16 protein-coding genes are annotated in these 15,651 nt (G+C 67.5%); 6 read left to right on the forward strand and 10 right to left on the reverse strand.

Features of this window, described 5'->3' with window-relative positions:
- Nucleotides 1-9: 9 nt before the first annotated feature.
- Nucleotides 10-861 carry a hypothetical protein gene (locus BLT71_RS14780; RefSeq protein ID WP_091721716.1) on the reverse strand — a complete coding sequence of 284 codons (852 nt, stop codon included), beginning with the start codon at nt 859-861 and terminating at the stop codon, nt 10-12.
- Nucleotides 862-1,065: 204 nt separating this feature from the next.
- On the opposite strand from BLT71_RS14780, the gene xseA reads away from it, so the two are divergent.
- Together xseA and BLT71_RS14790 are read left to right on the forward strand one after the other, a co-directional pair.
- Nucleotides 1,066-2,418 carry an exodeoxyribonuclease VII large subunit gene (xseA, locus tag BLT71_RS14785; protein WP_091721719.1) on the forward strand — a complete coding sequence of 451 codons (1,353 nt, stop codon included), beginning with the start codon at nt 1,066-1,068 and terminating at the stop codon, nt 2,416-2,418.
- The gene (locus BLT71_RS14790) at nt 2,415-2,633 is read left to right on the forward strand and encodes an exodeoxyribonuclease VII small subunit (RefSeq protein WP_091721721.1); all 219 of its coding nucleotides are present in this window, start codon (nt 2,415-2,417) and stop codon (nt 2,631-2,633) included. The genes xseA and BLT71_RS14790 overlap by 4 nt, the downstream gene beginning before the upstream one ends.
- Before the next feature lie 65 nt (nt 2,634-2,698).
- On the opposite strand, the gene BLT71_RS14795 is transcribed toward BLT71_RS14790, so the two are convergent.
- The 6 genes from BLT71_RS14795 to BLT71_RS14820 all read right to left on the reverse strand — a co-directional run bounded on the left by BLT71_RS14795 (nt 2,699) and on the right by BLT71_RS14820 (nt 8,493).
- The gene (locus tag BLT71_RS14795) at nt 2,699-3,553 is read right to left on the reverse strand and encodes a polyphosphate kinase 2 family protein (protein ID WP_091721724.1); all 855 of its coding nucleotides are present in this window, start codon (nt 3,551-3,553) and stop codon (nt 2,699-2,701) included.
- 51 nt (nt 3,554-3,604) lie between these two features.
- Nucleotides 3,605-4,825, reverse strand: coding sequence for a pyridoxal phosphate-dependent aminotransferase (locus BLT71_RS14800; RefSeq protein ID WP_015937728.1), 1,221 nt, complete (start codon nt 4,823-4,825; stop codon nt 3,605-3,607).
- Nucleotides 4,826-4,959: 134 nt separating this feature from the next.
- Nucleotides 4,960-5,922, reverse strand: coding sequence for an ABC transporter substrate-binding protein (locus BLT71_RS14805; RefSeq protein ID WP_091721726.1), 963 nt, complete (start codon nt 5,920-5,922; stop codon nt 4,960-4,962).
- Nucleotides 5,919-6,665 (reverse strand): ABC transporter permease, encoded by a 747-nt coding sequence (locus tag BLT71_RS14810; RefSeq protein ID WP_091721729.1) that lies wholly within the window; start codon nt 6,663-6,665, stop codon nt 5,919-5,921. The genes BLT71_RS14805 and BLT71_RS14810 overlap by 4 nt, the downstream gene beginning before the upstream one ends.
- Complete coding sequence (locus BLT71_RS14815; RefSeq protein ID WP_091721732.1) at nt 6,662-7,393, reverse strand: ABC transporter permease; 732 nt, start codon at nt 7,391-7,393, stop codon at nt 6,662-6,664. The genes BLT71_RS14810 and BLT71_RS14815 overlap by 4 nt, the downstream gene beginning before the upstream one ends.
- Nucleotides 7,393-8,493 carry an ABC transporter ATP-binding protein gene (locus BLT71_RS14820; protein ID WP_091721735.1) on the reverse strand — a complete coding sequence of 367 codons (1,101 nt, stop codon included), beginning with the start codon at nt 8,491-8,493 and terminating at the stop codon, nt 7,393-7,395. Before BLT71_RS14820 ends, BLT71_RS14815 begins: the two co-directional genes overlap by 1 nt.
- A gap of 218 nt (nt 8,494-8,711) precedes the next feature.
- Here BLT71_RS14820 and BLT71_RS14825 point away from each other — a divergent pair, with 218 nt between their 5' ends.
- The gene (locus BLT71_RS14825) at nt 8,712-9,731 is read left to right on the forward strand and encodes a pirin family protein (protein ID WP_091721737.1); all 1,020 of its coding nucleotides are present in this window, start codon (nt 8,712-8,714) and stop codon (nt 9,729-9,731) included.
- 19 nt (nt 9,732-9,750) lie between these two features.
- Here the strand turns inward: BLT71_RS14825 and BLT71_RS14830 are convergent, their stop codons facing one another.
- Together BLT71_RS14830 and BLT71_RS14835 are read right to left on the reverse strand one after the other, a co-directional pair.
- Entirely contained in the window at nt 9,751-10,701 is a 951-nt protein-coding gene (locus BLT71_RS14830) for an N-acetylglucosamine kinase (protein WP_091721740.1), read from the reverse strand.
- Between the two features lie 67 nt (nt 10,702-10,768).
- Entirely contained in the window at nt 10,769-11,746 is a 978-nt protein-coding gene (locus BLT71_RS14835; protein WP_091721742.1) for a LysR family transcriptional regulator, read from the reverse strand.
- A 95-nt stretch (nt 11,747-11,841) separates the two neighbouring features.
- Here BLT71_RS14835 and BLT71_RS14840 point away from each other — a divergent pair, with 95 nt between their 5' ends.
- Both BLT71_RS14840 and BLT71_RS14845 read left to right on the forward strand, forming a co-directional pair.
- A complete protein-coding gene (locus BLT71_RS14840) occupies nt 11,842-13,086 on the forward strand; it encodes an MFS transporter (protein ID WP_091724058.1) in 1,245 nt (414 codons plus the stop codon).
- Nucleotides 13,087-13,241: 155 nt separating this feature from the next.
- The gene (locus BLT71_RS14845) at nt 13,242-13,739 is read left to right on the forward strand and encodes an Lrp/AsnC family transcriptional regulator (RefSeq protein ID WP_091724060.1); all 498 of its coding nucleotides are present in this window, start codon (nt 13,242-13,244) and stop codon (nt 13,737-13,739) included.
- Nucleotides 13,740-13,752: 13 nt separating this feature from the next.
- On the opposite strand, the gene BLT71_RS14850 is transcribed toward BLT71_RS14845, so the two are convergent.
- Complete coding sequence (locus tag BLT71_RS14850; protein ID WP_091721745.1) at nt 13,753-14,991, reverse strand: MFS transporter; 1,239 nt, start codon at nt 14,989-14,991, stop codon at nt 13,753-13,755.
- Between the two features lie 169 nt (nt 14,992-15,160).
- On the opposite strand from BLT71_RS14850, the gene BLT71_RS14855 reads away from it, so the two are divergent.
- On the forward strand, nt 15,161-15,646 hold the full coding sequence (locus BLT71_RS14855; protein WP_091721748.1) for an Lrp/AsnC family transcriptional regulator: 486 nt from the start codon (nt 15,161-15,163) through the stop codon (nt 15,644-15,646).
- The last annotated feature ends 5 nt before the right edge of the window (nt 15,647-15,651 follow it).

Here is a 15,651-nt window from a genome sequence, read left to right on the forward strand (position 1 = left end):
CTCTCCATGCTACCGGGTTGCCCGGGGCCGCCTTCGCGATACGGCTCCGCCCACAAGAGCCAGGACCAACAGCCCCCCGCCGGCCACGGCCGTGCCCAGGGTCCAGCCCCCGAAATTCGATGCCGCAGCGGGAACGAACCCGTCACGGAACAGGTTCGCCACGTCGTTGCCCGTGTCTGTTGCAAGGGCCCTGGCCGTTCCGGCATCCGTGGCCAGCTTCCACGCACCGGCCATCAGGAGCGCACCGATGCCGGCAGCAGCCACCACTGTCCAGCGGCGGCGGGCCGCCACCAGCGCGAGGAGGAAGGCGACACCTGAACCGATGGCCAGCAGGTACCCCATGGGCGCGTAGGTAGCGAGGCGTTCCACCCACTCCCGGTGTTCCGGCTGGCCGACGTTGATCAGCGTCTCCTGCGGTGCATCAATGGGAATCCCGCTGGCCCTGGAAATTTCCTCCACCCCGAGGGCCACCAGCGGCGCGACGTCGAGCGTCAGGGAAGATGCCTGCCCGGCGGCGCCTGCATCACCGTCCGTGGAGGCGAAACTCAGGCGGTGGCTCTTGCGCAGCGTCTCGTCCCACGCCGCGGGATACCCGGGAAGCCCGGTCAGGGTTGTTGCCGCGTTCTCCAGGACCGGCTGCACCAGGTCGTTCAGGAACCCGGGAACGGCGCTGGTGTCGATGGTCCCGACGGCGGCCGTCGCCAGTTGCTGCCGGAATTCGGGGTCCTGCCCCATGGGCGCCGCAAGGCTCACGAAACCGTCTTCGCCGACGATGTTGCGGTCCAGCCAGATGGCAGGAACCGCCACGGCGGCCAGGAGGATGCCCAGCACGGTAGCCAGGGCGGAAACGAAAGTGCGCACAGCAGGTCCTTCAGGTTGATGGCGGTAACCCCATCCTAGGCAGGTAACCTGACCGGGCTCTGTCAGCCCGCGTGCTATTGCTTATGGATAAGGTTGAAGAACCGGTACCCAGCTTTCTTCGAACGCAGCTTTTCCTGACAGCCTGATTGTCACAGCCACCAAAGGACCCCATGCCCGCAGTTCCAGTCCCGCAGGGGCACACGCATGTCTGAGCAGCCTTCCCTGCCGGACACCGCGCCGACCACCCTGCCGGCCACGGCCGCTGAAACCACGCCGGAGAACCCGTGGCCCCTGCAGTTGCTCTCGCAGAAGCTGAAAGTCCACATCGACCGCACGCCGTCTGCCTGGGTGGAGGGCCAGGTCATCGAGATGAACCGCCGCGGAGGCAACGCCTACCTGACCCTGCGCGACGTCGATGCCGAAGTGTCGCTGCCGGCGTCTGTGTGGACCAAGGTCCTGGAACGCAAAAATCTTCCCTTGGAGCGCGGATCACGGGTGGTGGCCCTGCTCAAACCCGAGTTTTGGCTGAAGACCGGCCGGCTGAACATGCAGGTCCGGGATATCCGCCCCGTCGGCCTTGGGGACCTGCTCGCGCGCATCGAACGGCTCCGCCAGGCCCTCGCAGCTGAAGGCCTGTTCGCTGATTCGAGGAAGAAACCCCTCCCCCTCCTTCCCCACCGCATCGGCCTCATTACCGGCCGGGACTCGGACGCCAAGAAGGATGTCGTGCGCAACGCCGCCCTGCGCTGGCCCGCCGTCGAATTTGAGATCCGCGAAGTGGCAGTCCAGGGCAACAGCGCCGTCTCGCAGGTGGTGCGCGCCCTCAGGGAACTGGACGGCCTCCCGGAAGTCGACGTCATTGTGATCGCCCGGGGCGGCGGGGCGCTGGAGGACCTGCTGCCGTTCAACAGCGAAGAGCTGGTGCGGGCGGTGGCGGCGGCAGCCACGCCGGTAGTCAGCGCCATCGGGCACGAAGCCGACCGGCCGCTGCTTGACGACGTCGCCGACCTCCGCGCATCCACTCCCACCGATGCAGCCAAGCGGATCGTTCCGGAAGTCTCCGAGGAGCTGGCCGGTGTCCGGCAGGCCCGGGAACAGCTGCGCCGCTGCATTGAACGGCTGGTGGACAGGGAAACCGACCGGCTGGCCTCCCTCCATTCCCGTCCCGTCCTGGCGTCGCCGGAAGGCCTGGTCACTGTCCGCAGCGAGGAAATCGAACGGCTGCTTCGGCGTTCGTCAACGGCCGTGAACTCCACGGTGGTCCGTGCCGGTGACCGGCTGGAGCATCTCAGGACCCAGGTACGTGCCCTGTCCCCCCAGAAAACGCTGGACCGAGGGTACGCGGTGGTGGAGCTCGCCGGGCCGCACGCGGCGTCGTCTGGCTCCGGCCACGCAGTGGTGCGGCGCCCGGCCGATGCCCCCGCGGGGCAGCCCCTGGCCATCCGCGTCGCCGAAGGCCGCTTCGGCGCCACGTCCACCGGCAGCGGCAGCCGCAGCCCCGGGGAAAAACCAGAAACACCTGACCAGCACCATCCGGAAACGGGAGAAACAACATGACCGAGCAGACGCCGGCTAACGGCACCGCCGCATTGAGCTACGAGGAAGCACGCGAACAGCTCATCGCCGTCGTAGGCCGCCTTGAGGCAGGGGGCGCCAGCCTCGAGGAGTCCCTGGCCCTGTGGGAACGCGGCGAGGCCCTGGCGGCGCGCTGCGAGGAATGGCTGGAGGGCGCCCGCAAACGGCTCGCCGCCGCCCGGGACCAACCGCTCTGATCCACCCCCGTATTACGGCAACCCTTCCGCGACCGCCGGCGCGACACCCCGGCGTGGCCGGCCGGTCAGGAGCGGGCTACCAGTTCCCGTTCCACCTCAACGTCGAACGCCGCTTTAGGCCACTCCAGGCGGAAATCTGACAACGCGGACATCACCAGCTGTTGCACGGCGATCCGCGCGTACCACTTCTTGTTGGCCGGAACCACGTACCAGGGGGCCGCGGCAGTGCTGGTCTCGTTAAAGGCCGCCTGGTAGGCCGCCATGTAGTCCTCCCAGAAGGCCCGTTCCTTCAGGTCGCCGCTGCTGTACTTCCAGTGCTTGGCGGGATTGTCCAGGCGGGCCAGCAACCGGGATTTCTGCTCGTCCTTGCTGATGTTGAGCATCACTTTGACGATCCTGGTGCCTGCGTCCGCCTGCCGTGCCTCAAATTCATTGATGGCCCGGTAGCGGCGGGTGATTTCGTCCGGTGTGGCCCAGTTGTGGACCCGGTGGATGAGGACGTCCTCATAATGGGAACGGTCAAAGATACCCACCATGCCCGCGGCCGGCACCTCTTTCTCGATGCGCCACAGGAAATCGTAGGACTTCTCCAGCTCCGAGGGAGCTTTGAATGCCTTGAACTGGACACCTTGGGGATCCATGGTGGCCATGACGTGGTTGACGATCCCGCCTTTGCCTGCGGTGTCCATGGCCTGCAGGACCAGGAGGATCCGATTCTTCCCGCCGAACCGAGACTCCGCGAACAGCTTCTCCTGCAATTCGGTAAGTTTGCCGTCGAGGTCGGCCAACAAAGCTTCGCCGTCAGCCTTGCTGCCGCTGTATCCCGGAGTGGCCTCCGGATCCACCGCCGCCAGCGAGAAGCCCTTCCCGACGCGGAGGGTATCAGAGGGATGCTGGTCGAATCCGACAATGCTGGCCACGAGGGTCCTTCCGCAGGAGGGTCACGGACGCGGCGCGCCCGTGACCACAGGCTAGTTCCCCTGGTACCTGCTGAGGAAGTCCCCCATCCGGCCGACAGCTTCTTCGATGTCCTTGACGTTGGGCAGGGTGACCATCCGGAAGTGGTCCGGGCGCACCCAGTTGAAGGCGCGTCCATGCGACACCAGGATCTTCTGCTCGCGCAGGAGGTCCAGGACAAACTTCTCGTCGTCGCGGATGTGGTAGACCTCGGGGTCCAACCGCGGGAACAGGTACAGGGCCCCCTTGGCCTGCTGGGTGCTGACACCGGGAATGGCGTTGAGCATCTCATAGGCCTTGTTGCGCTGTTCGAGCAGCCGACCGCCGGGAAGGATGAGGTCGTTGATGCTCTGGTAACCGCCCAGGGCCGTCTGGATGGCGTGCTGGGCGGGAACATTGGCGCACAGGCGCATGTTGGCCAGCAGGCTGATGCCCTCGAGGTAGTCCGCGGCGTCCTTCTTCGGCCCGGAGATCGCCATCCAGCCTGCCCGGTACCCGCACACCCGGTAGGCCTTGGACAGTCCGCTGAAGGTCAGGCAGAGGACGTCGTCGCCGGTCAGTCCGGCCATGTTCACGTGGACGGCGTCCTCGTAGAGGATCTTTTCGTAGATCTCATCCGCGAAGAGCACCAGGCCGTGTTTCTCGGCCAGGGCAACGATCCGCTTCAGCGTCTCTTCCGGGTAGACGGCACCGGTGGGGTTGTTGGGGTTGATCACCACGATGCCCTTGGTGCGGGGCGTGATCTTCGCTTCCATGTCCTCAAGGTCGGGCTGCCAGCCGGATTCCTCGTCGCAGAGGTAGTGCACGGGCTTTCCGCCGGCAAGGGCCACGGACGCTGTCCACAGCGGGTAGTCCGGGGTGGGGATGAGGACTTCATCGCCGGAATCCAGGAGGGCCATCAGCGACATGGTGATCAGTTCGCTGACGCCGTTTCCCAGGTAGATGTCATCCACGTGGATGTTCTGGATACCGCGGGTCTGGTAGTACTGCGAGACGGCGGTGCGCGCCGAGAAGATGCCGCGGGAATCGCTGTAGCCCTGGGCGTGCGGGAGGTGGCGGATCATGTCCACCAGGATGGCGTCCGGGGCCTCGAAGCCGAACGGGGCGGGATTGCCAATGTTCAGCTTGAGGATGCGGTGGCCTTCCGCTTCCATTTGCTGGGCGGCCTGCAGGATGGGTCCACGGATGTCGTAAAGGACGTTGTTGAGCTTCGTGGACTGCCTGAATTCTGCCATTCCTCAAATATGCCACAGGAAGGATGGACAGCCGCTGAGACCTCGCCCACATACGGACGACGGCGGCTGCCGGACTTTGGAAGTCCGGCAGCCGCCGTCGTCATGGCAAATCTGGCCCCGAGGGGGCGCGGGAACTACTTGACGATGCCCTTGTCCTTCAGCCAGGCGGCCGCAGCGTCCTTGGCGTTCTGCTTCTGGCTGCCGCTGACTGCGCGGTTGAGGTTGATGAGGTCATCGGTGGTCAGGATGCGGGAAACAGAGTTCAACGCTTCCTTGGCCTTGTCCGTCATGTTCTTTTCGTTGTACAGCGGCACTACCTGCTGGGCGATGAAGTTGTTCTTCGGATCCTCCAGCACCACCAGGTCGTTGTCCGCGATGGACGGGGTGGTGGTGTAGATATCCGCCACCTGGACCTGGTCTTCGAGGAGCGCCTTCAGGGTCACGGGGCCGCCGCCGTCGCTGAAGGGTTCCAGCTTCTTGGGCTCGCAGTTGTAGTTCTTCTTAAGCCCGGGCAGCCCGTAGGCGCGTTCTGCGAACGTTGCCGGCGCACCCACCACAATCTCGCTGCAGACCTTGGCGAGGTCCTCGATGGACTTGAGCTGGTACTTCTCGGCGGTGGCCTTGGTGACCACCATGGCGTCCTTGTCCTCAGCCTTGGACGCGTCGGCTACGGCGAGGCCGTCGGCCAGCTTGTCCGGCAGGGCCTTGTAGATGTCGTCGGCGGAGACCTGTGTGGCTGCCTTGTCCACGTACAGCAGCAGGTTGCCGGTGTAGTCCGGAACCACGTCAACGGAACCGTCCTGGACGGCCTTGAAGTAGACCTCGCGCGAACCGATGTTGGGTTTGGTGGTGGCGGTGACGCCGGCAGCGTTGAGCGCCCCGGCATACAGTTCCGCGATGATCTGGCTCTCGGGGAAGTCGGCCGAGCCCACCGTCAGGGACGTCGCACCGCCGGAGGACCCGGCGTTGCTGGACGGGGCGTTGCTGAGCGGGTCGGAGGATCCGCCGCAGCCGGACAGCACAACGGCAAGGCCAAGCCCCGCCGCGAGGCCGCCGAAGCTCCTCCGGCCCAGGTTGAGTGGACGGTTTTCTTTCATGACTTACCTCCTTGTAGGACAGTCTCCGCAGGGACGGGGTCTGTACGATCTGCCGCGGCCTGCTGGCTGCGGCGTGGCTTGTGTGAGGCCCCGGTGGTGAGGAAGAGCCTTTGGAACAGGGCGAGGACAAGGTCGACGGCGATGGCGAGCGCCGCGATGAGCAGCGAGCCTCCCAGCATCTGGGGGAAGTCGCTGAGGACCAGTCCGTCGAAGAGGTACCGTCCCAGGCCGCCCAGGTTGATGTAGGCAACCACGGAGACGGTGGCCACCACCTGCAGCACGCCCGTGCGGAACCCTCCGAACATGACGGTCAGGGCGTTGGGGAGCTCGGCCCGGAACAGGACCTGCAGTTCCGTCATGCCCATGGCGCGGGCGGCATCCACGACGTTGCGGTCCACGCTGGAGATTCCGGCATAGGTTCCGGCCAGGAGTGGCGGAACGGTGAGGATCACCAGTGCCCAGACCGGCGGCATGAGGCCGATGCCGGCGAGCAGCACGAACAGCGTCAGGAGGCCCAGCGTGGGCAGGGCCCGCAGCGCGCCCGCCAGGGCCACCACCGCCACCCGCCCTTTTCCGGTGTGGCCCACGAACAGGCCGATGGGGACGGCAATGGCCGTGGCGATCAGCATCACCAGCCCTGTGTACTGCAGGTGCTCGGCCAGCCGGACGGGGATCCCCATGCTTCCGGACCAGTGCAGGGGGTCCGCGAGCCAGGCGAAGGTATCGGTGAAGACGTTGCTCATGCGTTGCCCCCTCCGGCCTGCGGCTGGGACAGGCGCCGCGCGGCATCGGCCGGTTCATCGGCAGCATACGCGTCCAGTCCCGGCCGGGAGTGCTTTCCGGCCCGTACCCAGGGCGTGAGGATTCTTTCAAGGAGAACCAGGACGGCATCCATCAGCAGAGCCAGCACCAGGATGGCGACGATGCCCACCACGATCTCGGTAACGAAGTCACGTTGCAGGCCGGAAGTGAAAAGCATGCCCAGGTTTCCGATGCCCAGGAGCGCTGCAACGCTGACCAGCGAGATGTTGCTGACGGACACCACGCGCAAACCGGCAAACATGACGGGCAGGGACAGCGGCAGGTCGACCTGCAGGAACCTCGCGAGCGGCCGGTATCCCATGGCGACGGCGGCCTGGCTTACTTCCTGGTCAACGGAGTCGAAGGCGTCCAGCGCGGCCCGCACGAGCAGTGCCACCGCGTAGATGGTCAGGGCCACCACCACATTCAGGGGGTCCAGGACGCGGGTGCCCAGGATGGTGGGGAGGATGATGAAGAGTGCCAGCGACGGAATGGTGTACAGCAGGGAGCTGGACGTCAGCACCACGGACCGCAGTGCCCCGTTCCTGCGCGCGAGCTGCGCCAGCGGGATGGACAGCACCAGCCCCAGCACCATGGGCACAAGGGCGAGGACCAGGTGTTGTCCGGCCCTTTCGAAGACCATGCCGCTGTTTGACAGGAACCATTCCATCAGAGCGCTGCCTGCCTGACCTGGCGGGCCTCTTCGATCAGGGCCAGGACTTCACCGCCCCGGACTGCACCGAGCACCTTGCCGGCGGCGTCCACGGCTACGCCCAGGCCCGACGGCGAGGACAGGGCCGAGTCCAGGGCACGGCGCAGGCTTTCCCCCGGCCGGAACAGCGACCCGCCGGGAATGAGGCCGGTGTCGTTGCCGGGCACCGCCCAACCGAGGGGGTGCATGTCCGCGTCCACCACCAGCTGCCAGCCGCCGGCGGCCCCGGGATCGGACTCGTTGCCGGCCGCCCCCCGGATGATCGTGGGCACCGGATGGAGGGTGACGCCGTCGGACGGGGTGAACCCGAGGTGGCGGAACCCGCGGTCCCTGCCCACGAAGGACGCGACGAAGTCGTTGGCCGGTGCCCGGAGGATCTCCTCCGGTGTGGCGTACTGCGCCAGTTTCCCGCCGACAGCGAAGACGGCAACCATGTCCCCCAGCACTGTGGCCTCGTCGATGTCGTGGGTGACGAAGACGATGGTCTTGGCCAGGTCCTTCTGGAGGCGGAGGAGTTCCTGCTGCAGCTCTTCCCGGACCACGGGGTCCACGGCGCTGAACGGCTCGTCCATGAGCAGGACCGGCGGGTCGGCCGCCAGGGCGCGCGCCACCCCCACGCGCTGCTGCTGGCCGCCGGACAGCTGGGCGGGGTACCTCTTCCCGAGGGGCCGGGCCAGGCCCACGACGTCGAGAAGTTCTTCGGCGCGCTTGCGGGCGTCGGCCTTCGAGACGCCGTTCAGCCGCGGAACGGTGGCAATGTTGTCCAGCACCGAACGGTGCGGCAGCAACCCCGCGGACTGCATGACATAGCCCATGGAACGCCGCAGTTCGGCGGCAGGCGCCGAAGTGACGTCCTTGCCGTCCACGGTGATCACTCCGGAGGTGGGCTCCACCATCCGGTTGATCATGCGCAGCGACGTGGTCTTTCCGCAGCCGGATGGTCCCACGAAGACCGTGATGGAGCCTTTGCGGATGGACATGGTCAAGCCGTCCACGGCAGCCTGTCCGCCCTGGTACTCCTTGGTCACGTTCTGGAATTCGATCATCGATGTGTCCATGGTGCGGACTTACCTGTTCTGCTCGGATGCCACTGAAAGCGACGTGACATGGTCATCGGCACGCTGATAGTTACGGTAGCCCAAGCCGGCCCGGCGCACAGCAGTTTGCGGCACGGATCCGGACAAAGGAATCCCTACTGTGACCATTCGCAGCCGGGTGCGGTCCGGATGGGACACCGCTGCCGCACTGCAGCACGCCACGGCCCTAAAGTGGGAGGGTGACCAACTTGGAAGTATCGCCGCAGCAGGAAGTCTGTCCCCCGGCCGCCGCAGAGGGTCCGTCCGGCCCGTGCCTGCAGCTGTGGCCTGAACGCGAAGTGCCGCTCGGCGGGGTGCGCGCCATGAACGTCCGGCGGACCCTCCCCCAACGCGGCCTGCCCACCATCGGCGCCTGGTGCTTCCTGGACAGCTTCGGCCCGGACCGGACGGCGATGTCCGTCCTGCCGCACCCGCACATCGGGCTGCAGACGGTGACCTGGCCGCTGGCCGGGAACATCAGGCACCGCGACAGCGTGGGCAGCGACGTGGTGGTGCGGCCCGGTGAACTGAACATCATGACGGCGGGCCACGGCGTCTCCCACTCGGAGTTCGCGGTCCTGCCGCAGGACGGCGTCCTGCCTGTGCAGCGCGGCCTCCAGTTGTGGGTGGCGCTTCCTGACGCCGACCGGCACTGCGCGCCGGCGTTTGAACAGCACCGGGAGTTGCCGCGGGCCACCGGTGCCGGTTTCACCGCCACCGTCATGGTGGGAACGTTCGACGGCGTGGCCTCGCCTGCCACGATGTTCTCACCCATTGTTGGGGCTGACGTCTCCTGCGACGGCGATGCCGTCCTGCCGCTGGATCCGGAGTTCGAACACGGGATCCTGGTGCTCGACGGCGGGCTGCGCCTGGACGGGCAGGAGCTTCCGCCGGGGCCGCTCGGGTACCTGGGGACGGGCCGAAAGGAGCTTCGGCTGCAGGCAGATCCCGGCACCAGGTTCCTGCTCATCGGCGGGGAGCCTTTCCGGGAGGAACTGCTGATGTGGTGGAACTTCGTGGGCCGCACCCATGATGAGGTGGAGCAGGCCCGCGGGGACTGGGAAGCGCAGGCGGGCCTGTCCGGGGCCGAGGCGGCAGCCGCACGCTACGGGCTGGTTCCCGGCCATGGCCCGGACGCCGGCGCTGAAGCCGGACGGATACCGGCCCCGCCGCTTCCAGGCGTCCGGCTCACACCCCGCAAGCGGACCGTCCGGGACTGACGCCGGGCCGCCCTGCCCGTCAGGCGGGCTCGGCCACCAGTTGGAGCACCCCGAAGACGGGTTCCTGGTCCAGCACCCTGACGTCGGCCGCGCCGCCCTCAGCAAGGTGGCGCCGGAAAGCCTCCTGGAGGGGAACCACATTCATGCCCAGGCCGCTTCCGAGGATGACCGGACCGTTGATTCCCAGCTGGCGCAGGACCTGGAGGGCCAGGCCTGCAAGGTCCTTGCCGGCCTGGTCGAGCATGTCCCGGCTTTCCCGGTGCCCACGGGCGGCTGCCTCAACAACGTGCCGTGCCTGCTGGGCCCAGAACCTGCGGCCGGTGTCCGGTGAGTGGAACAGGGCAATGAGCCGGTTGGGGTGGTCCACTCCGCATGACTCCAGCAGCGCTGCCGTGAGTGGATCGACAGCCAGTCCCTGGTCCATCCTGCGGAGGCTGTGGCGGACCGCTTCCCGGCCCAGCCAGTATCCGCTGCCTTCGTCACCGAGCAGGTAACCCCACCCTCCGGCCCGGGCCTCGGCGCCGTCGGCGTTCTTTCCCCACGCCGCCGAGCCGGTGCCGGCGATGACAGCCACGCCGGTACGGGCGCGTCCGGCTGCCAGCAGCAGGCGGGAGTCGTGCACCACCGTGACCACGGCGCCGGGAACGTGCGGCCGGATCAGGGCGGCGAGGGCTTCGGCGTCCTCGGCGGTATCGATGCCGCCGGATCCGGCGTAGACGCGGGACACGGCCCCCTCACCGATCCGTGCGAACAGCTCGGCAATGTTGCGTGCGGCCTCGTCGCGGCTGACGTTCTGGACGTTGGAGCTTCCCACTGACTCGTCAGCCGCCGGAATCCCGTCTTCGAACCGGATTCCGCGGGTCTTGGTGCCGCCGATGTCGAGGCCGATGATGATGCCGGCCAATGGGCCGGCGCCGGGCGCAGCGGAGTTCTGGAGGGGAACGGCAGGGGGTTGTTCGCTGTTTTGCACGTCACAAGACTACTGTCCGGAGCGGCCAGCGGGGCTGCTGCGGCATGCCGGAATGTCACTGCCGGTGTCAGTGCTCCGTGCGGTGCCTGACCAGGCCGGCCAGCAGCCGGGGACCTTCGGTCACCACCATCTCCCGGAACAGGCGCACGGACGCAGGTTCGGCGCCGGCCTTGGCCCGGCGCCAGGACAGGCCCACTTCGCGAACGGCGAGCGCCGAGCTTAGTGGCACCTCCACCCACCCGAGGTTGCCGGTTTCGGGGCTCACCGTGCGGCCGGGTGCGTCACCGCCCGGCGGCAGGATGCTGACACCGAGCCCGGCCGAGACGAGCCCTCGGACCGTGTGGGAATCCTGGCTTTCGAAGGCTATCCGGGGCCGGTAGCCGGCCTCTTTGAACAGCGCGTCAGTCAGGGACCGCAGCCCGTATCCGGCGCCGAGGGCCACGAATGGTTCCGTCCTGATGTCGGCAAGGTCCGCCGTCGGCCTTCCCGCGAGGCGGTGGGCATGGTGCACCACGAGGCGCAGCGGCTCCCGGTAGAGCGGCGCCGATTCCAGGTGGCGGCCGGCAGGTGCTGCCGGGGCGGTGAGGGCGAGGTCTGACTCGCCGGATGCCAGCTCTTCGAGGCAGGCGTTCCGGGCACCCTGGCTCAGCGTAAAGGCCGCTCCAGGGTGCCTGCTGCGGAAGGCGCTGATGAGCAGGGGCAGTGTCCCTTCGCCGAAGGTGTGCTGGAACGACACCGCGATCCTTCCCCGAGCCACATCCGATTCATTGCGCACCACGTCCAGGCCCGCCCGGAACTCCTCCAGGGCGTTTTCGATGTAGGGCAGGAGGGTCCGCGCGGCGGGGGTCAGGCGGACTCCCCTTCCGTCGCGGACCAGGAGTTCGGTTCCGACGACGGCGCTCGCCCGGGCGATGGCGCGGCTCACCGTGGACTGGGGTACTCCCAGGACTTCCGCTGTCCCGGTGATGTGCTCCGTGCGGCCCAGCTCGGACAGCACGGGGAGCAGCGGAAGCAGCTGAACGAGTTGTTTCCGGTCCGGTTCCATCAGCCCTTTCCTCACTCAAACCATCCGTGATGGCTATGAGTCTGACACGAACTATGCATTGGAAGCATCTGTTGGCCCGGGACTACGCTTACCCCATGCCACCAGACACCAGCCTTGCAGGCACCCACGCCTCGCCGCCGCGCTGGACCGGGCATGCGAAGGGATCCGCCGCCTACGCGAGGATCCTCGCCGGCCTGTCCTTTGCAGGTGTTGCCACCTTCGCCCAGCTCTACTCCACGCAGGCGGTGCTGCCCCTGCTTGCCTCCGACCTGCAGATCAGCGCAGCCGAAGCCGCACTGACCATCTCGCTGGCCACCGTGGGACTTGCCGCGACTGTCATCCCCTGGTCTTTCCTCGCCGACAGGATCGGCAGGGTCCGTGCCATGACGTGGGGAATCAGCATGGCCACCGTCCTGGGCCTCATGGTTCCCTTGGCCGGCAGTTTCCAGCTCCTGCTGGCCCTGCGCCTGCTGGAAGGGATGGCGCTGGGCGGAATCCCGGCCATTGCCATCGCGTACCTGAACGAAGAAGTGACAAAGGTGCACGCCGCCGTCGCTGCCGGCAGCTACGTGGCAGGCACCACCCTTGGCGGCCTGGCCGGGAGGCTGGTGGCCGGACCGGCCGGGGAACTGTGGGGCTGGCGCGCAGCTGCCCTGGCGGTGTCCGTCCTGGCCACGCTGGCAGCTGTTGCCTTCCTGCTGCTGGTCCCCAAGGCGCGGGGTTTCGTGGCATCCGGGGGCACCGGCCTGCGCGGGGCTTTCAGGACGCTTGCCGGGCATGTGCGCCATGGCCGCCTGCTGGCGCTCTACCTCCAGGCCTTCCTCATGATGGGCGGCTTCGTGGCTGTCTACAACTACCTGGGGTTCCGGCTGTCCGGCGAGCCGTTCACCCTGCCCGCGACCCTGATCAGCCTCATTTTCCTTGCCTACTTGTCCGGGACCGTCACCTCCCGCTGGGCTGCCGGCCTGACCATGCGCTTCGGCCGCCGGTCCGTCCTCCTGGCCGGCCTGGCGCTGTCCGTCGGCGGGCTTGCCCTGACACTGACGCAGTCCCTGGCACTGATCCTCGCCGGCCTGGTGGTCTTCACCGGCGGCTTCTTTGCCGCCCACAGCATCGGGGCCGGGTGGTCGGGAGCCATTGCCACGTCCGGCCGGGCCCAGGCGGCATCGCTGTACAACCTGGCCTACTACCTGGGCTCCAGCGTGCTCGGCTGGGCGGGCGGGCTGCTGTTCCAATCCCTGGGCTGGAACGCCCTGGCAGCAGCCGTCATGCTGCTGGCCTGCCTCACGGGGGCGATTGTCGCCGTCGTCCATCCCTCGCGCGAGCCCGCGGCGGGCTGAACGCGGCCCCGTGACTACCTGCGCAAAGAATTAAGTCCTTCGCAGGAGCCGATGGGACCGCAGAAATTCGGTGTGAGCGGCCCTGCAGGGCCCGGGAGGGCGGTTCCGGCGGTCTAGGATGAATGCAGGACCGTTGGAAGGAACCCGCAGTGAGCATGAATCCCCGGCACCCCAGGCCCGGAGCGCATTTGGAACCACTGGATGCCATCGACGAGCGCCTCCTTGCCGCGCTGGTGGCCGATGCGCGGATCTCGAACAAGCAGCTCGCCGAAATGGTGGGCATCGCGCCGTCCACAGCCCTGATGCGCACCCGGGCACTCTCCGAACGCGGAATCGTCAAGGGCTATGAAGCAAAGCTGAGCCTTTCGGCCATCGGCAGGTCCGTGCAGGCACTGGTGGCTGTCCGGTTGCGCGCCCACGACCGCGACCAGATCGACCGTTTTACGGCACGGGTTCCTCACCTGCCCGCGGTGCTGTCCACCTTCCACACCTCAGGTTCCGTGGATTACCTGCTGCACATCGCCGTCGGCAGCACCGAGGACCTCCGTGACTGGGTGCTCGACAACCTGGCCACGGACCCCGTGGTGGGCCATACCGAAACCACACTGGTTTTTGAGCACATCCAGGGCAACCACGGGCCGCTGCCCGACTGACGGATTACTGCCGTCAGGCGTGCCGGCCGCGCAACGCCCGTGCCAGCGTAAGGCCGGCCAGGACCAGCGCAGCGGCGCCGCACGCCACAACGAAGCCGAGCACCGCCGCAGGCTGTCCCACCATGCCCGACGCCCACCCCAGGCCCAGTACCGGGACGGCGCTGCCCAGGTACGTGATGACGTAAACCGTGCTGATCACCTGGGCATGGCGGGCGGGCTCCACCTTGCCCGCAACGTCATTGAAGACCGTGCGGAAAGCCAGCCCCTGCCCCATCCCAGCTGCCACGCAGGCGGCCACCAGCAGCAGCGGGCTGTGCATGGCCCCGGCAGTCCCCAGCAGGACCACCGATACCCCCAGGACGGCAAGGCCCGCCGGAACAACAAACCGGCCCCGCACGGTGAGCAGCTGGCTGAAGGCCGAGGCCGCCAGCGGCAAACCGGCAAGGACACCTATCAGTGGCCGGGAATCAGTCTCCAGGACCCGTGCAAAGTACCCGGGCGCCAGGGAAAGGGAAAACCCGAACACGGCGAAACTCAGGAACCCCACGCCGGAAGCAAGCCAGAAAGCTCCCCGCGCATTCCGGGACACCGCCGGGCGGCGCGGGGCAAGGGCCTGGAGCGGCCGCGACACGGCCGGAACCGCAATGGCCGGGCGTGCGCGGATAAGGAAGAGCGGGACCAGCAGGCCGGCGAGGACCACAGAATGCACGCCGTAGGGTGCCGTGGTGGCTCCCGGCAGCAGGGACAGCAGGCCGCCGATGGCCGGGCCAGCAGCGACTCCCCCGGAGGAAGCCAGCAGCGTGAAGCGCGACGCCCACTCCGGGCGGGAGGGCAGCAGCTCGCGCAGGGCGGCCGCGCTGGCGCCCGTTGCCAGCGCAACAGCGATCCCCTGCAGGGCCCGGCCCGCGCACAGCCCTGCCAGGGTGTGGGCCTCGGCAAAGACAAGGTTGCCGGCGAGGCCGCCCAGCACAGCCAGGAGCAGCGCGGCCCTGCGGCCGATGTGGTCCGACCAGTGCCCGGCCAGCATCAGGGTGGCCACCAGGGCCAGGACGTAGCTGGCGAATGCCGCCGTGACGTCCAGCGCGGAAAGTCCCAGCGATGCCTGCAGCAGCGGATACAGCGGGGTGGCGAGGTTGGCCCCCACCAGCAGGGCGAAGATCACCGCGCCGGAGATCACCAGCCGGGCAGTGGTAGAGGCGTTCCAGCCGGACGCCGTGGCGGGGCGCATCCGCAGTTCACTGAAGACCGTCATGGTGCCGCCTCCGGGGTTGGCCGCGCGGGTGGCCCTTGTGGGGTGCCGCGCAGGGGAAATACAGGTGTGACTCCAGAGTGCGGCACTGCTGCCCCTTTGATCCGAAACAAGTGCAAGAATTGAGCACAATCATCAAAGATGCCGCGAGCGAGTGACGGAGAATGAGCATTTGAACAATCTGGATGCCACCGACCTGAAGATCCTGCTGGCCCTCATCCGGGACCCCCGGATCCAGGTAGGGGAACTCAGCGATGCCGTGGGTATTGCCCGGAACACCGCGCAGACGCGGGTACGGCGCCTGATCAGGACCGGCGTCCTCCGGCCCGGCGGACGGGAAGTGGACCTGGAGGCCGTGGGCTACGACGTGGTGGCCTTCGTGACCATCGAAGTGTCACACCGGGAACTGGACGGCGTTGTGGGAGCCCTGAGGCTGATTCCCCAGGTGCTGGAGGTCCACGAAATTTCCGGGCGCGGCGATGTCTGGTGCAGGGTGGTGGCAACGGATACCCACAACCTCCAGTCATCGCTGCGCCAGGTGCTGCGGATCAAGGGCGTCATCCGTACCGAAACGGTGTTGGCTCTGCACACCCACATCCCGTACCGGACCGAACCACTCATCAGTGGCCTGAGCAATTCGGCATCCGCCGGCCGCTAGGATTT

Origin of the sequence: Pseudarthrobacter equi, from assembly GCF_900105535.1 — a bacterium.
Taxonomy (GTDB): Bacteria; Actinomycetota; Actinomycetes; order Actinomycetales; family Micrococcaceae; genus Arthrobacter; species Arthrobacter equi.